Here is an 18729-nt window from a genome sequence, read left to right on the forward strand (position 1 = left end):
TCACCGCCGTAGAGCCCCCGCCAGATCCAGCGCCGAAGCGATCCGCACCGCCACGTCCTCCGCGTACACCGCGTCGGACCGTTCGAACTGGCTCCGCCCGGCGCCCCGCAGGAACGTCACGACCCCCAGCGTCCGCCCCCGGCTCCGCAGGACCGCACACAGGGCGTGTACCGCGTCCCCCGGCCACTGCCGGGCCACGGCCCACTCGCGTGCCTTCTCGGGCGGTACGGCCCCCACGCTGGCCCGTACGGCGCCCGTCCGGTCCACGCACTGGAGCGCCGGATGTCCCTCGGCGTAGCGCACGGGCAACCCGGCCTGTCCGGTCATCAGGCTCGGGCCGGACGCCCCGGAGGGCGTCGAGGCGACCCGTACCAGCCGTACCGGTGTGTCCGACTCGGCGGCCGGTTCCCCCGCCACCCGGTCGATCAGCGCGTGGTCGGCGAAACCGGCGAGGGCGAAGTCCAGGTGGATCGTCGCGGCCTCGGCCGGGTCCTCGCACTCGGCGGCCGCCCGGGCCGCCCGGTGCAGCTGGTTGGTGCGGAAGCGCAGCAGGGACGCCTCCTGCTCGGCCTGCTTGGCCTCGGTGACGTCGTTGAAGAGCCATCCGACGCCCAGCGGCACCGGCTCCTCGGCGAGCGGCGAGGCCAGGCGTACGAAGCCGCAGCGCCAGCAGCGCCGCTGTTCGCCCTCGGGTGTGCGCACGCTCACCCAGATCTCGGCGGGTGCGGGCGGCGCGCCCTCGGCCAGTACATGGGTGAGCGCGCTCTCCAGCTCCTCCACGCCCTGCGCGAGCAGCTCCCCGAGGGGCCGCCCCAGGACGGACGTACGGCCGACACCGAGGGCCCGGGCCGCGTGCGCGTTCACCACGGCCGGCCGTAGATCGGCGTCGACCAGCACGACACCCCAGCTGGCGTCGTCGAACAGGGCCTCGCTCAGTGCGATGGACCGCTCCAGGTCGATCTGCGCGTGCACCTCGCTGAAGGCGCAGTACACCCCGGCCGACTTCCCGTCGGGTCCGTGTACGGCGGCCGACTGGGTCCGTACAAGGACTCGCCCGCCCTCCTTGGTCAGCAGGGCGAACTCGTGCACCTGCCGTCCGGGAGCCCGCATGGCGGACTGCAGCCACCCCTCGACCTCCTGGGCGTCCGCGCTGCGCACCGCCCACCCGGCGAACCCCTGCCGCCCCACCGCCTCCGCCGCGGTCCAGCCCAGGATCCGTTCGGCCTCGCGGTTCCAGTGGGTGACGACGCCGTCGGCGTCGAAGGCACACAGTGCCGCGTCCATGCCGTCGAGCAGGGCGGCGAGCAGATCCGCGCCGTCGGGCTGTTCGGGCTCGTTCGGCCCCAGCTCGTCGGTGGTCCCACTACGCCGCGAAGCACTCACCTGGACCCCCTGCAGGCTGCGTCCGTCCGTACGGCACGTCGGTTCGCTCACTTGCAATCATCTAACTGGAACGTGACGCAGCACACACCGGGTTCCCGCAAGTTGGGGGAATCGTTGTACGCCGCTTCTGTCTCTACGGTGCCCGATCCAGCCTGAGGTCGACCCACAGGTCGGTCTCGGGCGGCAGCACATAGCGTTCGACCTCGGTGAATCCGTGCTTCTCGGCGAAGCGCAGACCGTCCTCGTTGACGGCCAGGACACAGGTCTCGATCGTGGTGGCGCCCAGCACGCGTGCGTGGGCGAGCCCGTTCTCGTACAGCGCCGTCCCGAACCCCTGCCGCCGGTGCTCGGGCAGCACGCGCGCGATGACCGTCGCCGCCCCGTCCTCCGGGGGCCGCACCGTGGAGCAGCCGACGAGCACGTCACCGACGTACGCGTTCTCCAGCCGGTACCGCGCGCCGCGCTCCCGCACCGTGGCAAGGTCCAGCGCGTCGGCCGGAACGATCACGTTGTGGACGTATCGCCACTGCTCGAGCATGGCGTCGCCCACGGCGGGCTCTATTCGAACATCAGACACGAGATCCACTTCCCCGCCGCGCGTACACCTCAATCTCGATCTTCATACGAGGATCCGCGAGCCCGCACATCATCATCGTCGCCGCCGGCCGCACCTCCCCGAACGTCCGCCGCAGCACCGGCCAGCACGGCTCGAAGTCCTCCCGGTCGGGCAGGAGGTACCGCACACGGACGACATCGGCGAAGGTGCAGTCCGCCTCCGCCAGCGCCGCCCCGATGTTCCGTACGCACTGTTCGGCCTGTTCGACGACGTCGTCGGAGATCGTCATCGTCGTGTAGTCGAACCCGGTCGTCCCCGACACGTGCACCCAGTCGCCGTCGACGACGGCCCGGGCGTAGCCGATCTGTTCCTCGAACACCGAGCCGCTGAGAATCGCGAGTCGCTCTGTCATGGGGCGAACGCTAGGAGCCGCGCGGTTGATCCGTCCATTGCGATTTCGGCGCCGTGAGCTGCTCCCTCGCCGCCTTGCGGAAGGCCGTCACCACGCGGCCGCGGTCCCAGGCCCGGGTCGCGACGACGACATGGCTCGGCTCGACGCCGTGCAGGGGGACCGTGGTGAGATCGGGGCGCAGGGCCCTCCCGGCGGAGACGACGGAGACCGCCAGGGTCTCGCCGGCGGCGACGAGTTCGAATTTGTCCTCGATCGCCTCGATGAGCGGCCCGTCGGGTGCCGGGCGCCCGTCCGGCCGGGGCTCGAACCGCCAGAACGCGCTGCGCACCGGATCCGCCGTGCGGGGCAGCGGCTCGTCGGCGATGTCGTCGAGGGTGACGGAGTCCTTGCCGGCCAGCCGATGGTCCAGCGGGACGACGAGGACGCGCGGCTCGTCGTAGAGGACCGTCACATGCAGGCCGTCGGTGGCGAACGGCAGCCGGGTCACCACCGCGTCGACCCGGTGGTCGAGGAGGGCCTGGCATACGTCGTCCCAGTTCAGATGTGTGGTCTGCACGTCGGCGCGGGGCACCAGGTCGTCGGCCTCGCCCGCTCCGACTCCTCCGCCGCGGCGCTGACGGCCGCGGGGCCGAGGTGCACCGCGGCGATCTCGACGACCTCGACAGTCTCCGCCGTGGCGCCGCGGCGGCGGACGGGGTCATCCACACGGCCTTCAAGCACGACTTCTCGAACATCGCCGCCTCGGGCGTGATCGACCTGCACGCCATCGAAGCGATGGGCGCGACACTCGAAGGCACCGGCAAACCCCTCGTGACGACCTCGGCCTTCCTGGTCGCGCCGGGGGTGTTCGCCACGGAGGAGGACGCGGCCGACCCGGCATCCGTGGCACCCTTCCGCGTCCCCTCCGAGGAAGCCACCCTGGCCCTCGCCGAACGCGGCGTACGCGCCACGGTCGTCCGCCTCCCGCCGTCCGTCCACGGCCACGACGACGGCGGCTTCGTCCCCCGGCTGATCGACATCGCCCGCGACCGGGGCGTGTCGGCCATGGTCGGCGACGGCGCGAACCACTGGCCCGCCGTCCACCGCCTCGACGCGGCCCGGCTGTTCCGGCTGGCCCTGGAGAAGGCCCCGGCGGGCGTCCGCCTGCACGCGATCGGCGACGAGGGCGTGCCCCTCCACGCCATAGCGACCGCCATAGGCCATGGACTGGACCTCCCGGTCGTCCGGATACCCCACGCCGAAGCCGCCGCCCACTTCGGCTGGATCGGCCACTTCGTCTCCCTGAGCCTCCGGGCGTCCAGCGCCCTGACACAGCAGCGGCTGGGCTGGAAGCCGGAGGAGGCGGGGCTGCTCGCGGACCTGGCGGAGGGGCACTACTTCGAGGAGGGGCGGACGAGCAAGCTCTGAGGGGCCGTTGTCAGACCCTCCTGGCACAGTTCCCGCCATGGACACGGACGAGTTCTGGAGCATCGTCGGGACAGCGCGCTCCAAGACGACGGAAGACCTGCCTTTCCACGAGGCACTGGTCGACCTGCTGGCCCGCCGCTCGCCGCAGGACATCCTGCGGTACCAGGAGCGCTTCGACGCGCTCCGCGACGCCGTCTACCGATGGGACGTGTGGGCCGCCGCCTATCTCATCGGCGGCGGCTGCTCCGACGACAGCTTCATGGACTTCCGTGCGGGGCTGATCGCCCAGGGGCGCGACTGGTACGAGCGGGCGGCCGCCGTGCCGGACAGCCTCGCGGATCATGCCGAGGTCATCGGCGCGGCCGCCGACTTCGAGGACCGGACGCTCTTCTACGAGGACGCCAACTACTGCGCCTCGGACGCGTACGAGCGGATCACCGGAGACGGCGAGGCCTTCTACGAGGCCTGGGAGCAGTACCGAGCCGCCCACCCCGGCCCGGGTCCCACCGAGCCCGACATGGGCGAGGACTTCGACTTCGACGACGATGACGAGATGCGGCGACGGCTGCCCCGACTCGCCTTGCTCTTCCTTTCCGAAAAAGCGGTTGATCGGGCGCCGACCGGTTCTTAGGGTGGGGTTCATCGCTGAAAGGAGGTGATCGGGTTAATGAGTGACACCCGGGCGCGAGAGGTGGCTGCGGGCTAGCGGCCTGCCACCACACCAAGTGCGGTGCCGGACCAGCGTGTGCGAGACACACGCAGCCGGCCAATCCAACGCAGTCACCCGACCCGCGAGCTCGCCGGTACGTCCGGCCGGCTCCCCCGCTCAGGCGGTGGGAACCCGAGCTTGCGGGTCGTCTGCGTCCCTGGAGGATTTCCGGGAGTGATCTGCGACACCCGCGTTTCTTGCGGCGAGCAGTACCCTGACCTCATGCTTTCGCTCGTTCGACGCCGCCACGTGGACTACGTCCGCGTCACGAGCATGGGCTGTCGACGCTCCATCTGAGCTTCCGGCCCCTTTCTGACGCAGCCACCCGCTGCCGTTTCCCCCTTTCCTGCTTCTCCTCTTTCTGTGGACGAACTCCATGACGAACGTGTCGACGAATCCGTCGTACCAGCAGCTCCCGATCATCGATCTCTCCGCCGCCGATCGCGGTCCCCAAGCGCGTGCGCTGCTCCGTGCCCAGTTGCACAGTGCCGCCCACGACGTGGGGTTCTTCCAGCTCGTCGGGCATGGGGTCAGCCGTGAAGAGGTCGGTTCCCTGCTCTCCGCCATGCGGAGGTTCTTCGCCCTTCCCGAAGCGGAGCGACTCGCCATCGATCACCGGGTCGTCTCCCCGCCCGGGGCGACCGAGCGGTTCTCCGTCCCGTTCTTCTACAACCCGCGCCTCGACGCGCGCGTGGAGCCGCTGTCCTTCCCGTACGCCTCCGCCGCACCGGGCGTCTCCGACGACCCCACCAACCCGCTGTTCGCGGAGTACGGCTACAACGAGCTCAAGGGCAAGCTGCGGGCGCATCCGCTGGTGGCGGAGCGCCATCACGGCGACTTGCTGACTCCGGCCTAGATCAACGCCCCCAAGGGGCGCGGGGCTGTGTCGATTTGCGGCTACCGCCGCGTGGGCGCGACAAGCCACATCGCACCCGCAGTCACCCGCGCCCCTCAGGCACCCTTCTCAGTGGGCGATGTCCTCGTACCCCGAGACGTCCTGCGGACTGCGCGACCCCGGCCCCACATACCGCGCGGACGGCCGCACGAGCCGCCCCGTCCGCTTCTGCTCCAGGATGTGCGCCGACCAGCCCGCCGTACGCGCGCACGTGAACATCGACGTGAACATGTGGGCCGGCACCTCGGCGAAGTCCAGGACGATGGCCGCCCAGAACTCGACGTTGGTCGCGAGCACCCGGTCGGGACGGCGGGCGTGCAGCTCGGCCAGGGCCGCCTTCTCCAGGGCTTCAGCGACCTCGAAGCGCGGCGCGCCCAACTCACGGGCCGTACGTCGCAGCACGCGCGCGCGGGGGTCCTCGGCGCGGTAGACGCGGTGGCCGAAGCCCATCAGGCGCTCGCCCTTGTCGAGGGCCTGCCTGACGTACGCGTCGGCGTCCCCGGTGCGCTCGATCTCCTCGATCATGTGCAGGACGCGGGAGGGGGCGCCGCCGTGCAGCGGGCCGGACATGGCTCCCACGGCGCCCGAGAGGGCGGCGGCGACGTCCGCGCCGGTGGAGGCGATGACCCGGGCCGTGAACGTGGACGCGTTCATGCCGTGCTCGGCGGCGGACGTCCAGTAGGCGTCGACCGCGGCGACGTGCTTGGGGTCGGGTTCGCCGCGCCAGCGGATCATGAAGCGTTCGACGACGGACTGGGCCTTGTCGATCTCGTTCTGCGGGACCATGGGGCGGCCCTGGCCGCGGGCGGACTGGGCGACGTACGACAGGGCCATGACGGCCGCCCTCGCGAGGTCGTCGCGGGCCTGGGCCTCGTCGATGTCAAGGAGGGGTTTCAGGCCCCAGACGGGGGCCAGCATCGCGAGCGCGGACTGGACGTCCACTCGGATGTCGCCGGAGTGCACGGGGATCGGGAAGGGCTCGGCGGGCGGCAGGCCGGGGCGGAAGGCGCCGTCGACGAGCAGGCCCCAGACGTTGCCGAACGAGACGTTGCCGACCAGGTCCTCGATGTCGACGCCCCGGTACCGCAGGGCGCCGCCTTCCTTGTCCGGTTCGGCGATCTCCGTCTCGAACGCGACGACTCCTTCGAGGCCAGGTACGAAACCGGGGTCAAAGCCGGGGTCGAGGTCGGACATCAGGCGGCTCCTCATGATGTGTGCGACAGGTCTTGTCGGGGCAGCGCGGGGGCGACCTGCGGAGGGGACGGCTCCGGATGGTCGGCTGGCCCTGTAATGCCCCGTACGGCGGGTGGTCACCCCACCGCGGCGGCATCTGCACCATATCCCCGAGTGCCACCTTTGGGGAGTGCACGCGGCACTGAGTGCCACCCTTGTGCGGTGGGCCCCGACCGGCTCCCCGGCGGATTCCATACGGCAAGATGACGGCGTGACCGACGCAGACGCCGTCTCCCGCGACCCCGCTCCTTTCCCCGATCCCGCCGCCATGCGCAAGCAGTACCGGGCCGAGGGGCTCGCCGAGAGCGACCTCGCCGCCACGCCCGTGGGGCAGTTCGCGCGCTGGTTCAAGCAGGCCGCGACGGAGGCCCAGCTGTTCGAGCCGAACGCCATGGTGGTCTCCACGGCGGACGCGGAGGGCCGGCCCACCTCTCGTACGGTGCTGCTGAAGCAGTTCGACGAGCAGGGGTTCGTGTTCTACACGAACTACGACTCCCGCAAGGCGCGCGACCTCTCCGAGAATCCGTACGTCTCGCTGCTCTTTCCGTGGCATCCGATGGCCCGCCAGGTCGTCGTCACGGGTGTCGCGCGCCGTACCGGGCGGGACGAGACCGCCGCGTACTTCCGGACCCGCCCGCACGGTTCGCAGCTCGGGGCGTGGGCCAGTGCCCAGTCGTCGGTGATCGCCACACGGGCGGACCTGGAGGCGTCGTACGCCGAGCTCGCGGCCCGCTACCCGGAGGGCGAGCAGGTGCCGGTGCCACCGAACTGGGGTGGTTTCCGGGTGGCGCCGCAGGCGGTGGAGTTCTGGCAGGGCCGGGAGAACCGGCTGCACGACCGCCTGCGGTACGTGGCGGAGCCGGACGGGAGTTGGCGGGTGGAGCGGCTCAGTCCCTGAGGGCGGCGGGCGCTCGGCCCAGCGCGTCGTCCAGCAGTACGGCCCACTGGGCGACGACCCGTTCCCGGCGCCCCGCGTCGTCCGTGAGCAGGTTGGCCAGCCCCAGGCCCCGGGCCATGTCCAACAGGCCCTGGACCGTCTCCCGTACCCCGGGCCTGGACTCGTCCGCGTCCAGGAGCTCCACCGCGATGCGGTGGCTCTCGCGGCCGACGCGGGCCTCCAGCTCCGTCACGTTGGGGCGGAGCTGGTCCTCGTTGGAGGCGGCGACCCACAGGTGCAGGGCCGCGCGGAACAGAGGGCCGGTGTAGAGGTCGACGAGGGCTGCCACCACGGTGCGCCGGTCGGCCGTCGTGCCCTGCGGAAAGAGCGCCCGCAGAGCCGTGGAGCGTTCCTCCGCCACGTACTCCACCGCCGCCGTGAACAGGTCCTCCCGGGTCGGGAAGTGGTGCTGGGCGGCGCCTCGGGAGACGCCCGCACGTTCGGCGACGACGGACACCGTGGAGCCCGCCCAGCCGTGTTCGGCGAGGCAGGCCACGGCGGCTTCCAGGAGCCGCTGCCGGGTGGCCCGGCTGCGGTCCTGTTTGGGAGTACGTTCCACACGGTCGCCGACCGTGCTCACAGCGCCCATGCGGGGTCCCGTCGTTCCAGAAAGGCCGTCATGCCCTCGCGGGCCTGCGCGGTGGCGAACAGGCGGGCCGAGAGTGCGGTGAGGTCGGCCGCGTCCCGTTCGAAGGCTTCCAGCACCCTAGCGGTGAGCAGCTGTTTCGTCTCCGCCAGGGCTTCGGGGGCCGCCTTGCGGAGGCCGTCCAGGATGGGTCCCAGTACGTCGTCCACGGCGTCGCCGGCCGCCGTCAGGAGGCCGATGCGGGCGGCCTCGGCGGCGTCGAAGCGTTCGCCGGTGAGGTAGTAGCGGGCGAGGGCGCGGGGGTCGGTGCGGGGCAGCAGCGGCAGGGAGATCACCGCGGGAGCCACTCCGATCCGTACCTCCGTGAAGGCGAAGCTCGACCCGGTGGCCGCCACCCCGATGTCGCAGGCCGCCAGCAGGCCCAGTCCGCCCGCGCGGACGTGACCGGTGACCCGGGCGAGCACCGGTTTGGGGAGCTCGATGATCTGCCGGAGCAGTCCCACCAGGGCATTGGGGTCCGGTGGGTCCTTCAGGTCGGCGCCCGCGCTGAAGGTGTTCCCGGTGTGGGTGAGGACGATCGCGCGTACGTCGCCGTCCTTCTCCCCTTCGGCCAGGGCGGTCGCCAGCTCGTCCACCAGCGCGGCCGACAGGGCGTTGCGGTTGTGCGGCGAGTCGAGGGTGAGGGTCTGGATTCCCCGCAAGCGTGCGCGGCCGATCAGTGTCACTGGAGCTCCCTCAGTCGGCGGCGCAGGATCTTCCCGGAGGCGGCCCGCGGTACCCCGTCGATGAAGGTGACCTGGCGGACGCGTTTGTAGGGGGCGACGCGTTCGGCGACGTACATCATGACCTCTCCTTCGGAGAGGTCGGTGACGGTGGGCTGGCGGACCACGTACGCGTGCGGGACCTCGTTGCCGTCGTCGTTGTAGACGCCGATGACGGCGGCGTCGGCGATGCCGGGGTGGGTGAGGAGGAGGGCTTCGAGTTCGGCCGGGGCGACCTGGAAACCCTTGTACTTGATGAGTTCCTTGACCCGGTCGACGACGAACAGCCACCCGTCGGCGTCGGTGTGGCCGACGTCGCCGGTGTGCAGCCAGCCGTCGGGGTCGATCATGGCGGCGGTGGCGTCGGGGCGGCCCAGGTAGCCCTTCATGACCTGGGGGCCGCGGATGAGGATCTCGCCGTCCTCGGCGACGCCGACGTCCTTGTCCGGGTCGTCGAGGGAGACGATGCGCATCTCGGTGCCGGCGACGAGGCGGCCGACCGTGCCGGGCGGTGCGTGGCGCATGGCGGCCAGGGGGACGACATGGGTGCCGGGCGAGAGTTCCGTCATGCCGTACGCCTGGCCCACGGGCGGCAGGTTCAGGCGCTGCGAGCAGGCCTCGGCGAGCTTGGCGTCCAGGGGGGCGGCGGCGCTGATGATGTATTGCAGCGTCGACAGGTCGTACTGGGTGACCAGCGGGTGCTTGGCGAGGGCCAGGACGATCGGCGGGGCGACGTACAGGCCCGTGATGCGGTGGTTCTGGATGGCCGCGAGGAAGGTCTGCAGATCGAAGCGGGGCAGGACGACGACGGTGGCGCCGTTGCGCAGAGGCCCGTTCATGAGGGCCGTCAGACCGTAGATGTGGAAGAAGGGCAGCACGGCGAGGATGCGGTCGCCGGGGCCCACCGCGAGGGCGGGTGAGAGCTGCGCGAGGTTGGTGGCCAGCTGGCGGTGGGTGAGCATGACGCCCTTGGGGATGCCGGTCGTGCCCGAGGAGTACGGCAGTGCCGCCACGTCCTCCACGGGGTCGATGTCGATGACCGGTTCCGGGGCCGTCGAGCCCAGCATGTCGATGAGCGAGCGGTGTCCCGCCGCGCTGTCGCAGACGAAGATCTCCTCGACACCGCCCGCGAGTTCGGCCGCCCGGCGGGCCGTCCCCAGCAGCGGGGAGACGGTGACGATCCAGCGGGCCGCGGAGTCCTTGAGCTGCTTGGCGAACTCCTCCGGCGTGGCCAGCGGGTGCACGGTGGTAACGGTCGCCCCCGCGCGCGTGGCGGCGTAGAACGCCGTCGGGAACGCGATCGTGTTGGGGCTGTGCAGCGCGAGCACGTCCCCCTTGGCCACCCCCGCCTCGGCGAGACCGGCGGCGACGCGCCGGTGGAACGCGTCCAGTTGGGCGTACGTGAGGGTGGTGCCGTCCGTGCCGTCGATCAGCGCGGGGTTCTCGCCGAACTCTGCCGCCCGGCCCAGGACGGCCTCGTGGATGGGGAGTTCGACTGGCGGGACGTCTGCGTACTCGCTGCGGAACACGGTTCCTCCAAGACGGCCTAGTACGACTTGGGCAGGCCCAGGGTCTGGTGGGAGACGTAGTTGAGAATCATCTCCCGGCTCACCGGAGCAATACGAGCCACGCGCGAGGCCGTTATCAACGAGGCGAGCCCGAATTCCCGGGTGAGGCCGTTTCCGCCGAGGGTGTGCACGGCCTGGTCGACCGCCTTCACGCAGGCCTCCCCCGCCGCGTACTTCGCCATGTTGGCGGCCTCGCCCGCGCCGACGTCGTCGCCGGTGTCGTAGAGATGGGCCGCCTTCTGCATCATCAGGCGGGCCAGTTCGAGGTCGATGTGCGCCTGCGCCAAGGGGTGCGCGATGGCCTGGTGGGCGCCGATGGGGGTGTTCCAGACCGTGCGGTCGCGGGCGTACTCGATGGCCTTGGCGAGCGCGTACCGGCCCATGCCGATCGCGAAGGCGGCCGTCATGATGCGTTCGGGATTCAGACCGGCGAAGAGCTGGAGCAGGCCCGCGTCCTCGTCTCCGACGAGTGCTTCGGCGGGGAGGCGTACGTCGTCGAGGGTCAGCTCGAACTGCTTCTCCACCGCCTGGAGTTCCATGTCGATCTGGTGGCGGGTGAAGCCTTCCGCGTCCCGGGGGACGATGAAGAGGCAGGGCTTGAGGCGGCCGGTACGGGAGTCTTCGGCGCGGCCGACTATGAGGGTGGCGTCGGCTATGTCGACGCCGGAGATGAAGACCTTGCGGCCGGTCAGGAGCCAGTCGGTGCCGTCTCTGCGAGCCGTGGTGGTGATGCGGTGACTGTTGGAGCCGGCGTCGGGTTCGGTGATGCCGAAGGCCATGGTGCGGGTGCCGTCCGCCAAGGCGGGGAGCCAATCCTGCTTCTGGGCGTCCGTGCCGAACCTGGCGATCACTGTGCCGCAGATGGCCGGGGAGACGACCATCATGAGCAGGGGGCATCCTGCGGCGCCGAGTTCTTCGAGGACGATCGAGAGTTCGGAGATGCCGCCGCCTCCGCCTCCGTACTCCTCGGGGAGGTTGACTCCGAGGTAGCCGAGTTTGGCTGCTTCGGACCAGAGTTGTTCGCGGTCGTAGGTGCGGCCGTGGCGTTTGCCGAGGGCGGCCACTGCTGCTCGGAGGGCTTTGTGTTCTTCGGATTCGATCGTGGATGGCATGGGGCTCCTCCCGGGTGTGAGTTGTCTGCGGCTGGTCGCGCCCGCGCGGCGGTAGCCGCAAATTGATACGGCCCCGCGCCCCTTAGGTGGGTTCCACTACCGCCAGTAGGGAGCCGACCGTTACCTGTTGGCCGGGCAGTACCTGGAGGGCGGTCAGCGTGCCTGTGAGCGGGGCTGTGATCTTGTGTTCCATCTTCATCGCCTCCAGCCACAGCAAGGGCTCTCCGGCCTTCACAGGAGCCCCCTCGGCCAGCCCTTCCGCGATCCTGACCACCGTTCCCGGCATCGGGGCCACCAAGGAACCCGGCGCCAACTGCGCCGTGGGGTCCGGGAAGCGGGGCAGTGCCCGCAGCCTCGTCGCGTTCACGTGCACCTCGTCGGCGTACCTCGTCACCTCGAACTTTCGCCGCACTCCCTCCACTTCGAGTACAACCAGACGCGCGTCCGCGTGCACGACGCGCACCCCGTCCGCTTCCAGGCCGTCGCGTGTGTGGCGGTAGCGGACCTCGTGCTCCTCGCCCGCGTGCTCGTAGCGCCTGGTCTGGGGCTGCGAAGGAACGTTGCGCCAGCCTCCGCCGAAGCGGGAAGGGCGGCTTCGGGCGTCGGCGAGGGCTGCGGCCAGGGGGGCGTACGGGTCGGGGAGCGTCACCGTCAGGGACGGGAGATGGCGGTCGTAGAACGCCGTGGTCATCGCCGCCGTCGTGAACTCCTCGTGGCGCAGGCTGCGGACCAGCAGGTCCCTGTTGGTCGTCGGGCCGTGGATCGTGGCCCGTTCCAGCGCGCCCGCCAGTTTGCGGAGTGCCTCCGCGCGTGTGGGGGCGTGGGCGATGACCTTGGCGAGCAGGGGGTCGTAGTGGACGCCGATCTCGGTGCCGTCGTCGTAGCCGGTGTCGAGGCGGACGGCTTCCGGGACGGTCAGGCGGTGGAGGGTGCCCGTCTGGGGGGTCCAGTCGGTCGACGGGTCCTCGGCATAGAGGCGGGCCTCGATGGCGTGGCCACGCGCGCGTGGAGGTTGGTCCGCGTCCAGCGCGCGGCCTTCCGCAACCGCGATCTGGAGCGCCACCAGGTCCACGTCGAACACGGCCTCCGTCACCGGGTGTTCGACCTGGAGGCGGGTGTTCATCTCCAGGAACTGCGCCTTGCCGTCGGCGACCAGGAACTCGACCGTGCCGGCGCCCACGTAGTCGACCGCGCGGGCGGCGCGTACGGACAGCGCGTGCAGCTCGGCCACGAGCCCCTCGGAGAGTCCGGGTGCCGGGGACTCCTCGATGACCTTCTGGTGGCGGCGCTGGAGGGAGCAGTCGCGGGTGCCGAGCGCCCAGACCGTGCCGTGGGTGTCGGCGAGGATCTGGACCTCGACGTGGCGGCCGTTCTCGATGTACGGCTCCAGGAAGACCTCGGCGTCCCCGAAGGCGCTCGCGGCCTCGGCGCGGGAGCCTTCCATTGCGGCGCTCAGCTCCTCCATGTGGCGCACGATCCGCATCCCGCGCCCGCCGCCGCCCGCGGCCGCCTTCACCAGCAGGGGCAGATCGGCCTCCGTGGGCTCGCCCAGCGGCGCGAGGCCCATCAGCTCCTTCGCGCGCGTCTTGGACGCCATCGCCTCGATCGACGACGGGCTCGGGCCGATCCACACCAGCCCCGCGTCCAGGACGGCACGTGCGAAGTCCGCGTTCTCGGAGAGGAAGCCGTAGCCGGGGTGCACGGCGTCCGCGCCGGCCGCGACCGCCGCCTTCACGATCAGGTCGCCGCGCAGATACGTCTCCGCGGGCGTCGCCCCCGGCAGCCGTACCGCCGTGTCGGCCACGCGCGCGTGGAGGGCGTTCGCGTCGGCGTCCGAGTGCACGGCGACCGTCCGGATTCCCAGCTCACGGCAGGTGCGGAAGACGCGGCAGGCGATCTCGCCGCGGTTGGCGACGAGGACAGAAGTGATCACTGGAAGGTTCCTCACATCCGGAAGACGCCGAAGCCACCGCGCGCGCCCTCGTACGGCGCCGTGTGGATGGCCGACAGGCACAGGCCGAGGACGGTGCGGGTGTCGCGGGGGTCGATGACGCCGTCGTCGTAGAGCCGCCCGGACAGGAACATCGGCAGCGACTCGGACTCGATCTGCTGCTCCACCAGGGCCCGCAGAGCCGCGTCGCCCTCCTCGTCGTACGGCTGCCCCTTCGCCGCCGCCGACTGCCGGGCCACGATCGAGAGGACGCCGGCGAGCTGCTGCGGGCCCATGACGGCCGACTTGGCGCTGGGCCAGGCGAAGAGGAAGCGGGGGTCGTAGGCCCGCCCGCACATGCCGTAGTGCCCGGCGCCGTACGAGGCCCCCATCAGCACGGACAGGTGCGGGACGCGGGAGTTGGACACCGCGTTGATCATCATCGCGCCGTGCTTGATGATGCCGCCCTGCTCGTACTCCTTGCCGACCATGTAGCCGGTGGTGTTGTGCAGGAACAGGAGCGGGATGTCGCGCTGGTTGGCCAGCTGGATGAACTGGGCCGCCTTCTGGGACTCCTCGCTGAAGAGGACCCCCTGCGCGTTCGCCAGCACGCCGACCGGATAGCCGTGGAGCGAGGCCCACCCCGTGGTCAGGCTGGTTCCGTACAGCGGCTTGAACTCGTCGAAGTCGGAGGCGTCGACGATCCGGGCGATGACCTCGCGAGGATCGAAGGGCACCTTCAGATCGCCGGGGACGATCCCCAGCAGCTCCTCCGCGTCGTACTTGGGCGGCTCGGCCGGGCTCGGATCGCCGTACGCCTTGCGGTGGTTGAGGCGTGCCACGACCCGCCGCGCCTGTCGTAGCGCGTCCTGCTCGTCGACGGCGAAGTAGTCGGCGAGGCCCGACACGCGCGCGTGCATCTCGGCGCCGCCGAGGGACTCGTCGTCGCTCTCCTCCCCCGTGGCCATCTTCACCAGCGGCGGACCGCCCAGGAACACCTTCGCGCGCTCCTTGACCATGATCACGTGGTCGGACATGCCGGGGATGTACGCGCCCCCGGCGGTGGAGTTCCCGAAGACGACGGCGACCGTCGGAATCCCGGCGGCGGAGAGGCGGGTCAGATCCCGGAAGATGGCCCCGCCGGGAATGAAGATCTCCTTCTGGGACGGCAGATCGGCGCCCCCGGACTCCACCAGGCCGATGCAGGGCAGCCGGTTGGCGAGCGCGATGTCGTTCGCGCGCAACGCCTTCTTCAGCGACCAGGGGTTACTGGCGCCCCCGCGCACGGTCGGGTCGTTCGCGGTGATCAGGCACTCCACGCCCTCGACGACCCCGATGCCGGTGACCAGGGAGGCGCCGACGGTGTAGTCACTGCCCCAGGCGGCGAGCGGGGACAGTTCCAGGAAGGGCGTGTCGGGGTCGAGGAGCAGCTCGATGCGTTCACGGGCGAGCAGCTTGCCGCGTTTCCGATGCCGTTGGACGTACTTCTCGCCGCCGCCCGCGAGGGCCTTGGCGTGCTCGGCGTCCAGTTCGGTGAGCTTGGCGAGCATGGTCTCGCGGTGGGCGCGGTAGTCGGGGCCGTTGGTGTCCAGCGCCGACGACAGGACGGTCACAGCAGCTCCTCCGGGATGTCCAGGTGGCGGGAGCGCAGCCATTCGCCGAGGGCCTTGGCCTGCGGGTCGAAGCGGTGCTGGGCGGCGACGCCGGCGCCGAGGATGCCCTCGACGACGAAGTTGAGGGCGCGCAGGCCCGGGAGGGCGTGGCGGGTGACGGGCAGGTCGGCGGTCTCCGGGAGGAGTTCACGGAACCGGTCGACGCTCAGCGCGTGCGCGAGCCAGCTCCAGGCCTCGTCGGTCCGGGCCCAGACACCCACGTTGGCGTTCCCGCCCTTGTCGCCGCTGCGGGCGCCGACGACGAGCCCGAGAGGGGCACGACGCGTGGACCCCGACCGGAGGGGCTCGGGCAGGGGCGGCTCCGGCACGTCTTCGAGTACGACGGTTTCCTGGGCCGGTGCCACTGGCACCCGCCGCCCGTCATGGAGGACCGCCACATGGGGAACGGCCCCATGGGGGACGTACACATCCTCGAAGACCCCATAAGGCGCGCCCTTTCCCGGTGGCGCCAGCACATGGAAGCCGGGGTAGCTCGCCAGCGCGAGCTCGATGGCGGCCCCGCTGAGCGCCCGCCCCACGGCCTCCTGGTCCGGGTCCCGTACGACGAGCCGCAGCAGCGCGCTCGCCGTCTCCTCGGTGTCGGCGTCGGGACGGTCGGTGCGGACGAGGTCCCAGCGCACCTCGCTCACCTTGCCGAGGGCAGCCTCCAACTGCGCCTTCGCCAGGGCGGCCTTGGCCTCGATGTCGAGCCCGGTCAGCACGAAGGAGACCTCGTTGCGGAAGCCGCCGAGCCGGTTGAGGCCGACCTTGAGGGTGGGGGGCGGGGGTTCGCCGTGGACACCGTCGATGCGGACGCGGTCGGGGCCGTCCTGGGTGAGGCGGACCGTGTCGAGGCGGGCGGTGACGTCGGGGCCCGCGTACCGGGCGCCGCCCGTCTCGTACAGGAGCTGCGCGGTCACCGTGCCGACGTCGACGAAGCCGCCGGTGCCGGGGTGTTTGGTGATGACCGCCGTGCCGTCCTCGTGGAGCTCGGCGAGGGGGAAGCCGGGGCGTCGGACGTCCCCCTCCCGGAAGAACGAGTAGTTCCCGCCCGTCGCCTGCGTCCCGCACTCCAGCACGTGCCCGGCGACGACGGCCCCCGCCAGCCGGTCGTACTCCCCCGGCCCCCACCCGAAGTGCGCGGCGGCGGGCCCGGTGACCAGGGCCGCGTCCGTCACGCGCCCGGTGATCACGATGTCGGCGCCCTCGCGCAGACAGGCGGCGATGCCGAAGCCGCCGAGGTAGGCGTGGGCGGCGAGGCTGCCGGGGTGCTGTGCGGTGAGGTCGTCGCCCTCGACGTGGGCGACGCGGACGGGGATGCCGAGCCGGTCCGCCAACTCCCGCACCCGGTCGGCGAGTCCGGCGGGGTTGAGGCCGCCGGCGTTGGTCACGAGCCTGACGCCCCGCTCGTGGGCGAGACCGAGGGATTCCTCGAGTTGGCGCAGGAAGGTGCGGGCGTAACCGGCGCCGGGGTCCTTCAGGCGGTCGCGGCCGAGGATGAGCATGGTCAGTTCGGCGAGGTAGTCGCCGGTGAGGACGTCGAGTTCGCCGCCGGTGAGCATCTCGCGCAGGGCGTCGAACCGGTCCCCGTAGAAGCCGGAGGCGTTGCCGATACGCAGAGTGCTCACCCGGCCGCCCCCTTCGGCGGGCGTCCGCCACCCGGTGGGCCCGCGAAGGCCTGGGCGATGTCGAGCCAGCGGTCGGCGTCGGAGCCTTCGGTGCGCAGGGCGAGGTCGGCGCGGTGGGCTCGCTGGGTGACGAGGAGGCAGAAGTCGAGGGCGGCGCCGGTGACGCGGTCGGTGGCGTTCTCGGGGCCGTAGATCCACACCTTGCCGGAAGGGGCGGTGAGTTCGATGCGGAACTCCTCGAACGGCGGGGTCAGTCCGTGCACGCCGAAGGAGTAGTCGCGGGTGCGGACGCCGAGGCGGGCGATGTGGCTCAGCCGGTCGGTGGAGGTACGGGTCACGCCCAGCGCGTCCGCGACGTCCAGGCCGTGGGCCCAGGTCTCCATGAGACGGGCGGTGGCCATGGAGGCGGTGGACATGGGCGGGCCGTACCAGGGGAAGCGGGCGCCGTCGGGGGCGGTCCGCAGGGCGTCGGCCAGGTCCTCACGTCCCGCGCGCCAGTAGGCGAGCAGCCGCGCCGGAGGCTTCCCGGCACCCTCCTCGGCACCGTTGTCCACGAAGTCCCCGGGTGCGGCGAGCGCCTTCTCGACCTCGCGGGAGAAGGCGTCCTGATCGGTCACCGCCAGCAGGGAGGAGTGGTCGGTCCAGGCGAGGTGGGCGATCTGGTGGGCGATGCTCCACCCGGGGGCGGGCGTCGCGAGCTGCCACTGCTCGGGGCTCAACTCGGCCACGAGCAGGTCGAGTTCGTCGCTCTCCGCACACAGATCGTCGATCACGGGCGTCGGGTCTGCCATGGAGCGAGGATGTCAGTGGGTACAAAAACAAGCAAGCGTGCTTGCATGAAAATGTGCGGCCCCTTGGTCTGCCGTTGGCGACGCCTGACCTTTCCACAAGCCGGGATCTGTGCGCATTCGTGTGGCTACTCTCAGTCATGGGAGGTGGTCGGCATGCGGATCCGTGAACTCGACCCCAGCGCATCGCCGTTGGACTACTACGGCTACGAGCTGCGCCGCGTACGGGAGGAGGCGGGGCTGACGCTGGCGCAGCTCGGGGCGATCGTGTTCTGTACCGGGTCGCTGATCGGGCAGATCGAGACGGCGGCGAAGGTGCCGCAGCGGGAGTTCTCCGAGCGGGTGGATGCGGCGCTGGGGACGGACGGGATGTTCTCGCGGCTGGTGGGGCTGGTGCTGCGGAGTCAGTTGCCGAACTGGTTTCAGCCGTACGCGGAGATGGAGGCGAAGGCGGGGTTCATCGCTACGTACCAGGCTCAGTTGGTGCACGGGCTCCTGCAGACGGAGGCCTACGCACGAGCCGTACTCGGCGTCGAGCACTCGGACCGGCTCGACGAGATGGTGGCGGCACGGATGGACCGGCAGCGCATCCTGGCGCGGGAGCAGCCGCCGGTGTTGTGGGTCGTGCTGGACGAGGCGGTGCTGTATCGCGAGATCGGCGGCCGGGAGGTCATGCGGGAGCAACTGGCACACCTGCTGAGCCTGTTCGGCCGCCAGTGGATGGAGATCCAGGTGCTGCCGTTCTCTGCGGGGCAACATGCCGGGATGATGGGCTCGTTCACGCTGTTCCGGTTCGACAGCGATCCGGATCTGCACTACAGCGAGAGCTACGACCAGGGCCATCTGACCGCCAATCCGCCAGTGATCAAAGAGCGTTCTCTCGGTTACGCTCGCTTGCAGGCTGCGGCCCTCTCGCCGAGAGACTCGGCCGCCTTGATCGCCCGCGTGATGGAGGAACGCTATGGGGAGCAACCTGAACCTGACGCGAGCGCAGTGGCGTAAGTCGTCGTACAGCGGAAGCAGCGGCGGCGAGTGCGTCGAGGTCGCCGATCTCAGGGCTCACATCGCCGTCCGTGACTCCAAGAACCCCGGCGCCGGGGGGTTCTCCGTCACCCCGGAGACCTTCGCCGCCTTCGTCGCCGGAGCCGCGCAGGAGCCCCTCGTCTGACCTT

General features: G+C 71.0%; 17 protein-coding genes and 2 pseudogenes. 6 read left to right on the plus strand and 13 right to left on the minus strand.

Features of this window, described 5'->3' with window-relative positions:
- The 4 genes and pseudogenes from OHU89_RS22655 to OHU89_RS22670 all read right to left on the minus strand — a co-directional run.
- Positions 1–1383 carry a PAS domain-containing protein gene (locus OHU89_RS22655; protein ID WP_405645392.1) on the minus strand — a complete coding sequence of 461 codons (1383 nt, stop codon included), beginning with the start codon at positions 1381–1383 and terminating at the stop codon, positions 1–3.
- A 133-nt stretch (positions 1384–1516) separates the two neighbouring features.
- The gene (locus OHU89_RS22660) at positions 1517–1960 is read right to left on the minus strand and encodes a GNAT family N-acetyltransferase (RefSeq protein ID WP_405645394.1); all 444 of its coding nucleotides are present in this window, start codon (positions 1958–1960) and stop codon (positions 1517–1519) included.
- The gene (locus OHU89_RS22665) at positions 1953–2351 is read right to left on the minus strand and encodes a RidA family protein (RefSeq protein WP_405645396.1); all 399 of its coding nucleotides are present in this window, start codon (positions 2349–2351) and stop codon (positions 1953–1955) included. The genes OHU89_RS22660 and OHU89_RS22665 overlap by 8 nt, the downstream gene beginning before the upstream one ends.
- Positions 2352–2361: 10 nt before the next feature.
- A pseudogene (locus tag OHU89_RS22670) lies at positions 2362–2919 on the minus strand (LysR substrate-binding domain-containing protein); the annotation flags it as partial.
- Between OHU89_RS22670 and OHU89_RS22675 the strand changes: the two are divergent.
- The 3 genes and pseudogenes from OHU89_RS22675 to OHU89_RS22685 all read left to right on the plus strand — a co-directional run bounded on the left by OHU89_RS22675 (position 2893) and on the right by OHU89_RS22685 (position 5323).
- A pseudogene (locus tag OHU89_RS22675) lies at positions 2893–3758 on the plus strand (SDR family oxidoreductase). The pseudogenes OHU89_RS22670 and OHU89_RS22675 overlap by 27 nt on opposite strands.
- Positions 3759–3795: 37 nt before the next feature.
- Complete coding sequence (locus OHU89_RS22680) at positions 3796–4389, plus strand: DUF4240 domain-containing protein (RefSeq protein ID WP_405645398.1); 594 nt, start codon at positions 3796–3798, stop codon at positions 4387–4389.
- Between the two features lie 454 nt (positions 4390–4843).
- Positions 4844–5323, plus strand: a complete 480-nt coding sequence (locus OHU89_RS22685; protein ID WP_405645400.1) for a 2-oxoglutarate and iron-dependent oxygenase domain-containing protein — start codon at positions 4844–4846, stop codon at positions 5321–5323.
- Positions 5324–5431: 108 nt separating this feature from the next.
- On the opposite strand, the gene OHU89_RS22690 is transcribed toward OHU89_RS22685, so the two are convergent.
- A complete protein-coding gene (locus OHU89_RS22690; protein WP_405645401.1) occupies positions 5432–6556 on the minus strand; it encodes a citrate synthase 2 in 1125 nt (374 codons plus the stop codon).
- 307 nt (positions 6557–6863) lie between these two features.
- Between OHU89_RS22690 and pdxH the strand changes: the two genes are divergently transcribed.
- A complete protein-coding gene (gene pdxH, locus OHU89_RS22695) occupies positions 6864–7493 on the plus strand; it encodes a pyridoxamine 5'-phosphate oxidase (protein ID WP_266899515.1) in 630 nt (209 codons plus the stop codon).
- Here the strand turns inward: pdxH and OHU89_RS22700 are convergent.
- The 8 genes from OHU89_RS22700 to OHU89_RS22735 form a co-directional block, all read right to left on the minus strand.
- Positions 7483–8121, minus strand: coding sequence for a TetR/AcrR family transcriptional regulator (locus OHU89_RS22700; protein ID WP_405645403.1), 639 nt, complete (start codon positions 8119–8121; stop codon positions 7483–7485). The genes pdxH and OHU89_RS22700 overlap by 11 nt on opposite strands.
- A complete protein-coding gene (locus OHU89_RS22705) occupies positions 8109–8843 on the minus strand; it encodes an enoyl-CoA hydratase family protein (protein WP_405645404.1) in 735 nt (244 codons plus the stop codon). The genes OHU89_RS22700 and OHU89_RS22705 overlap by 13 nt, the downstream gene beginning before the upstream one ends.
- Positions 8840–10408: a 4-coumarate--CoA ligase family protein gene (locus OHU89_RS22710; RefSeq protein WP_405645406.1), complete on the minus strand. Its 1569-nt coding sequence runs from the start codon at positions 10406–10408 to the stop codon at positions 8840–8842. Before OHU89_RS22710 ends, OHU89_RS22705 begins: the two co-directional genes overlap by 4 nt.
- Before the next feature lie 17 nt (positions 10409–10425).
- Positions 10426–11559 carry an acyl-CoA dehydrogenase family protein gene (locus tag OHU89_RS22715; RefSeq protein ID WP_405645408.1) on the minus strand — a complete coding sequence of 378 codons (1134 nt, stop codon included), beginning with the start codon at positions 11557–11559 and terminating at the stop codon, positions 10426–10428.
- A gap of 82 nt (positions 11560–11641) precedes the next feature.
- Complete coding sequence (locus OHU89_RS22720) at positions 11642–13492, minus strand: biotin carboxylase N-terminal domain-containing protein (protein WP_405645410.1); 1851 nt, start codon at positions 13490–13492, stop codon at positions 11642–11644.
- An 11-nt stretch (positions 13493–13503) separates the two neighbouring features.
- Positions 13504–15102 (minus strand): acyl-CoA carboxylase subunit beta, encoded by a 1599-nt coding sequence (locus tag OHU89_RS22725; RefSeq protein WP_405645412.1) that lies wholly within the window; start codon positions 15100–15102, stop codon positions 13504–13506.
- Entirely contained in the window at positions 15099–16769 is a 1671-nt protein-coding gene (locus OHU89_RS22730; protein ID WP_405645414.1) for an acyclic terpene utilization AtuA family protein, read from the minus strand. The genes OHU89_RS22725 and OHU89_RS22730 overlap by 4 nt, the downstream gene beginning before the upstream one ends.
- Positions 16766–17560: a TIGR03084 family metal-binding protein gene (locus OHU89_RS22735; RefSeq protein WP_405645416.1), complete on the minus strand. Its 795-nt coding sequence runs from the start codon at positions 17558–17560 to the stop codon at positions 16766–16768. The genes OHU89_RS22730 and OHU89_RS22735 overlap by 4 nt, the downstream gene beginning before the upstream one ends.
- Before the next feature lie 153 nt (positions 17561–17713).
- On the opposite strand from OHU89_RS22735, the gene OHU89_RS22740 reads away from it, so the two are divergent.
- Together OHU89_RS22740 and OHU89_RS22745 are read left to right on the plus strand one after the other, a co-directional pair.
- On the plus strand, positions 17714–18559 hold the full coding sequence (locus tag OHU89_RS22740) for a helix-turn-helix domain-containing protein (protein WP_405645417.1): 846 nt from the start codon (positions 17714–17716) through the stop codon (positions 18557–18559).
- Entirely contained in the window at positions 18519–18725 is a 207-nt protein-coding gene (locus OHU89_RS22745; RefSeq protein WP_405645419.1) for a DUF397 domain-containing protein, read from the plus strand. The genes OHU89_RS22740 and OHU89_RS22745 overlap by 41 nt, the downstream gene beginning before the upstream one ends.
- The last annotated feature ends 4 nt before the right edge of the window (positions 18726–18729 follow it).

Source organism: Streptomyces sp. NBC_00019 (assembly GCF_045041015.1).
Taxonomy (GTDB): domain Bacteria; phylum Actinomycetota; class Actinomycetes; order Streptomycetales; family Streptomycetaceae; genus Streptomyces.

What these genes read in the sequence shown, in the direction of transcription:
- OHU89_RS22665 (WP_405645396.1), bottom strand. Translation starts at nt 2,351, where the DNA reads ATGACAGAGCGACTCGCGATTCTCAGCGGCTCGGTGTTCGAGGAACAG.
- OHU89_RS22680 (WP_405645398.1), top strand. Translation starts at nt 3,796, where the DNA reads ATGGACACGGACGAGTTCTGGAGCATCGTCGGGACAGCGCGCTCCAAG.
- OHU89_RS22685 (WP_405645400.1), top strand. Translation starts at nt 4,844, where the DNA reads ATGACGAACGTGTCGACGAATCCGTCGTACCAGCAGCTCCCGATCATC.
- OHU89_RS22690 (WP_405645401.1), bottom strand. Translation starts at nt 6,556, where the DNA reads ATGTCCGACCTCGACCCCGGCTTTGACCCCGGTTTCGTACCTGGCCTC.
- pdxH (WP_266899515.1), top strand. Translation starts at nt 6,864, where the DNA reads ATGCGCAAGCAGTACCGGGCCGAGGGGCTCGCCGAGAGCGACCTCGCC.
- OHU89_RS22700 (WP_405645403.1), bottom strand. Translation starts at nt 8,121, where the DNA reads ATGGGCGCTGTGAGCACGGTCGGCGACCGTGTGGAACGTACTCCCAAA.
- OHU89_RS22715 (WP_405645408.1), bottom strand. Translation starts at nt 11,559, where the DNA reads ATGCCATCCACGATCGAATCCGAAGAACACAAAGCCCTCCGAGCAGCA.
- OHU89_RS22735 (WP_405645416.1), bottom strand. Translation starts at nt 17,560, where the DNA reads ATGGCAGACCCGACGCCCGTGATCGACGATCTGTGTGCGGAGAGCGAC.
- OHU89_RS22740 (WP_405645417.1), top strand. Translation starts at nt 17,714, where the DNA reads ATGCGGATCCGTGAACTCGACCCCAGCGCATCGCCGTTGGACTACTAC.
- OHU89_RS22745 (WP_405645419.1), top strand. Translation starts at nt 18,519, where the DNA reads ATGGGGAGCAACCTGAACCTGACGCGAGCGCAGTGGCGTAAGTCGTCG.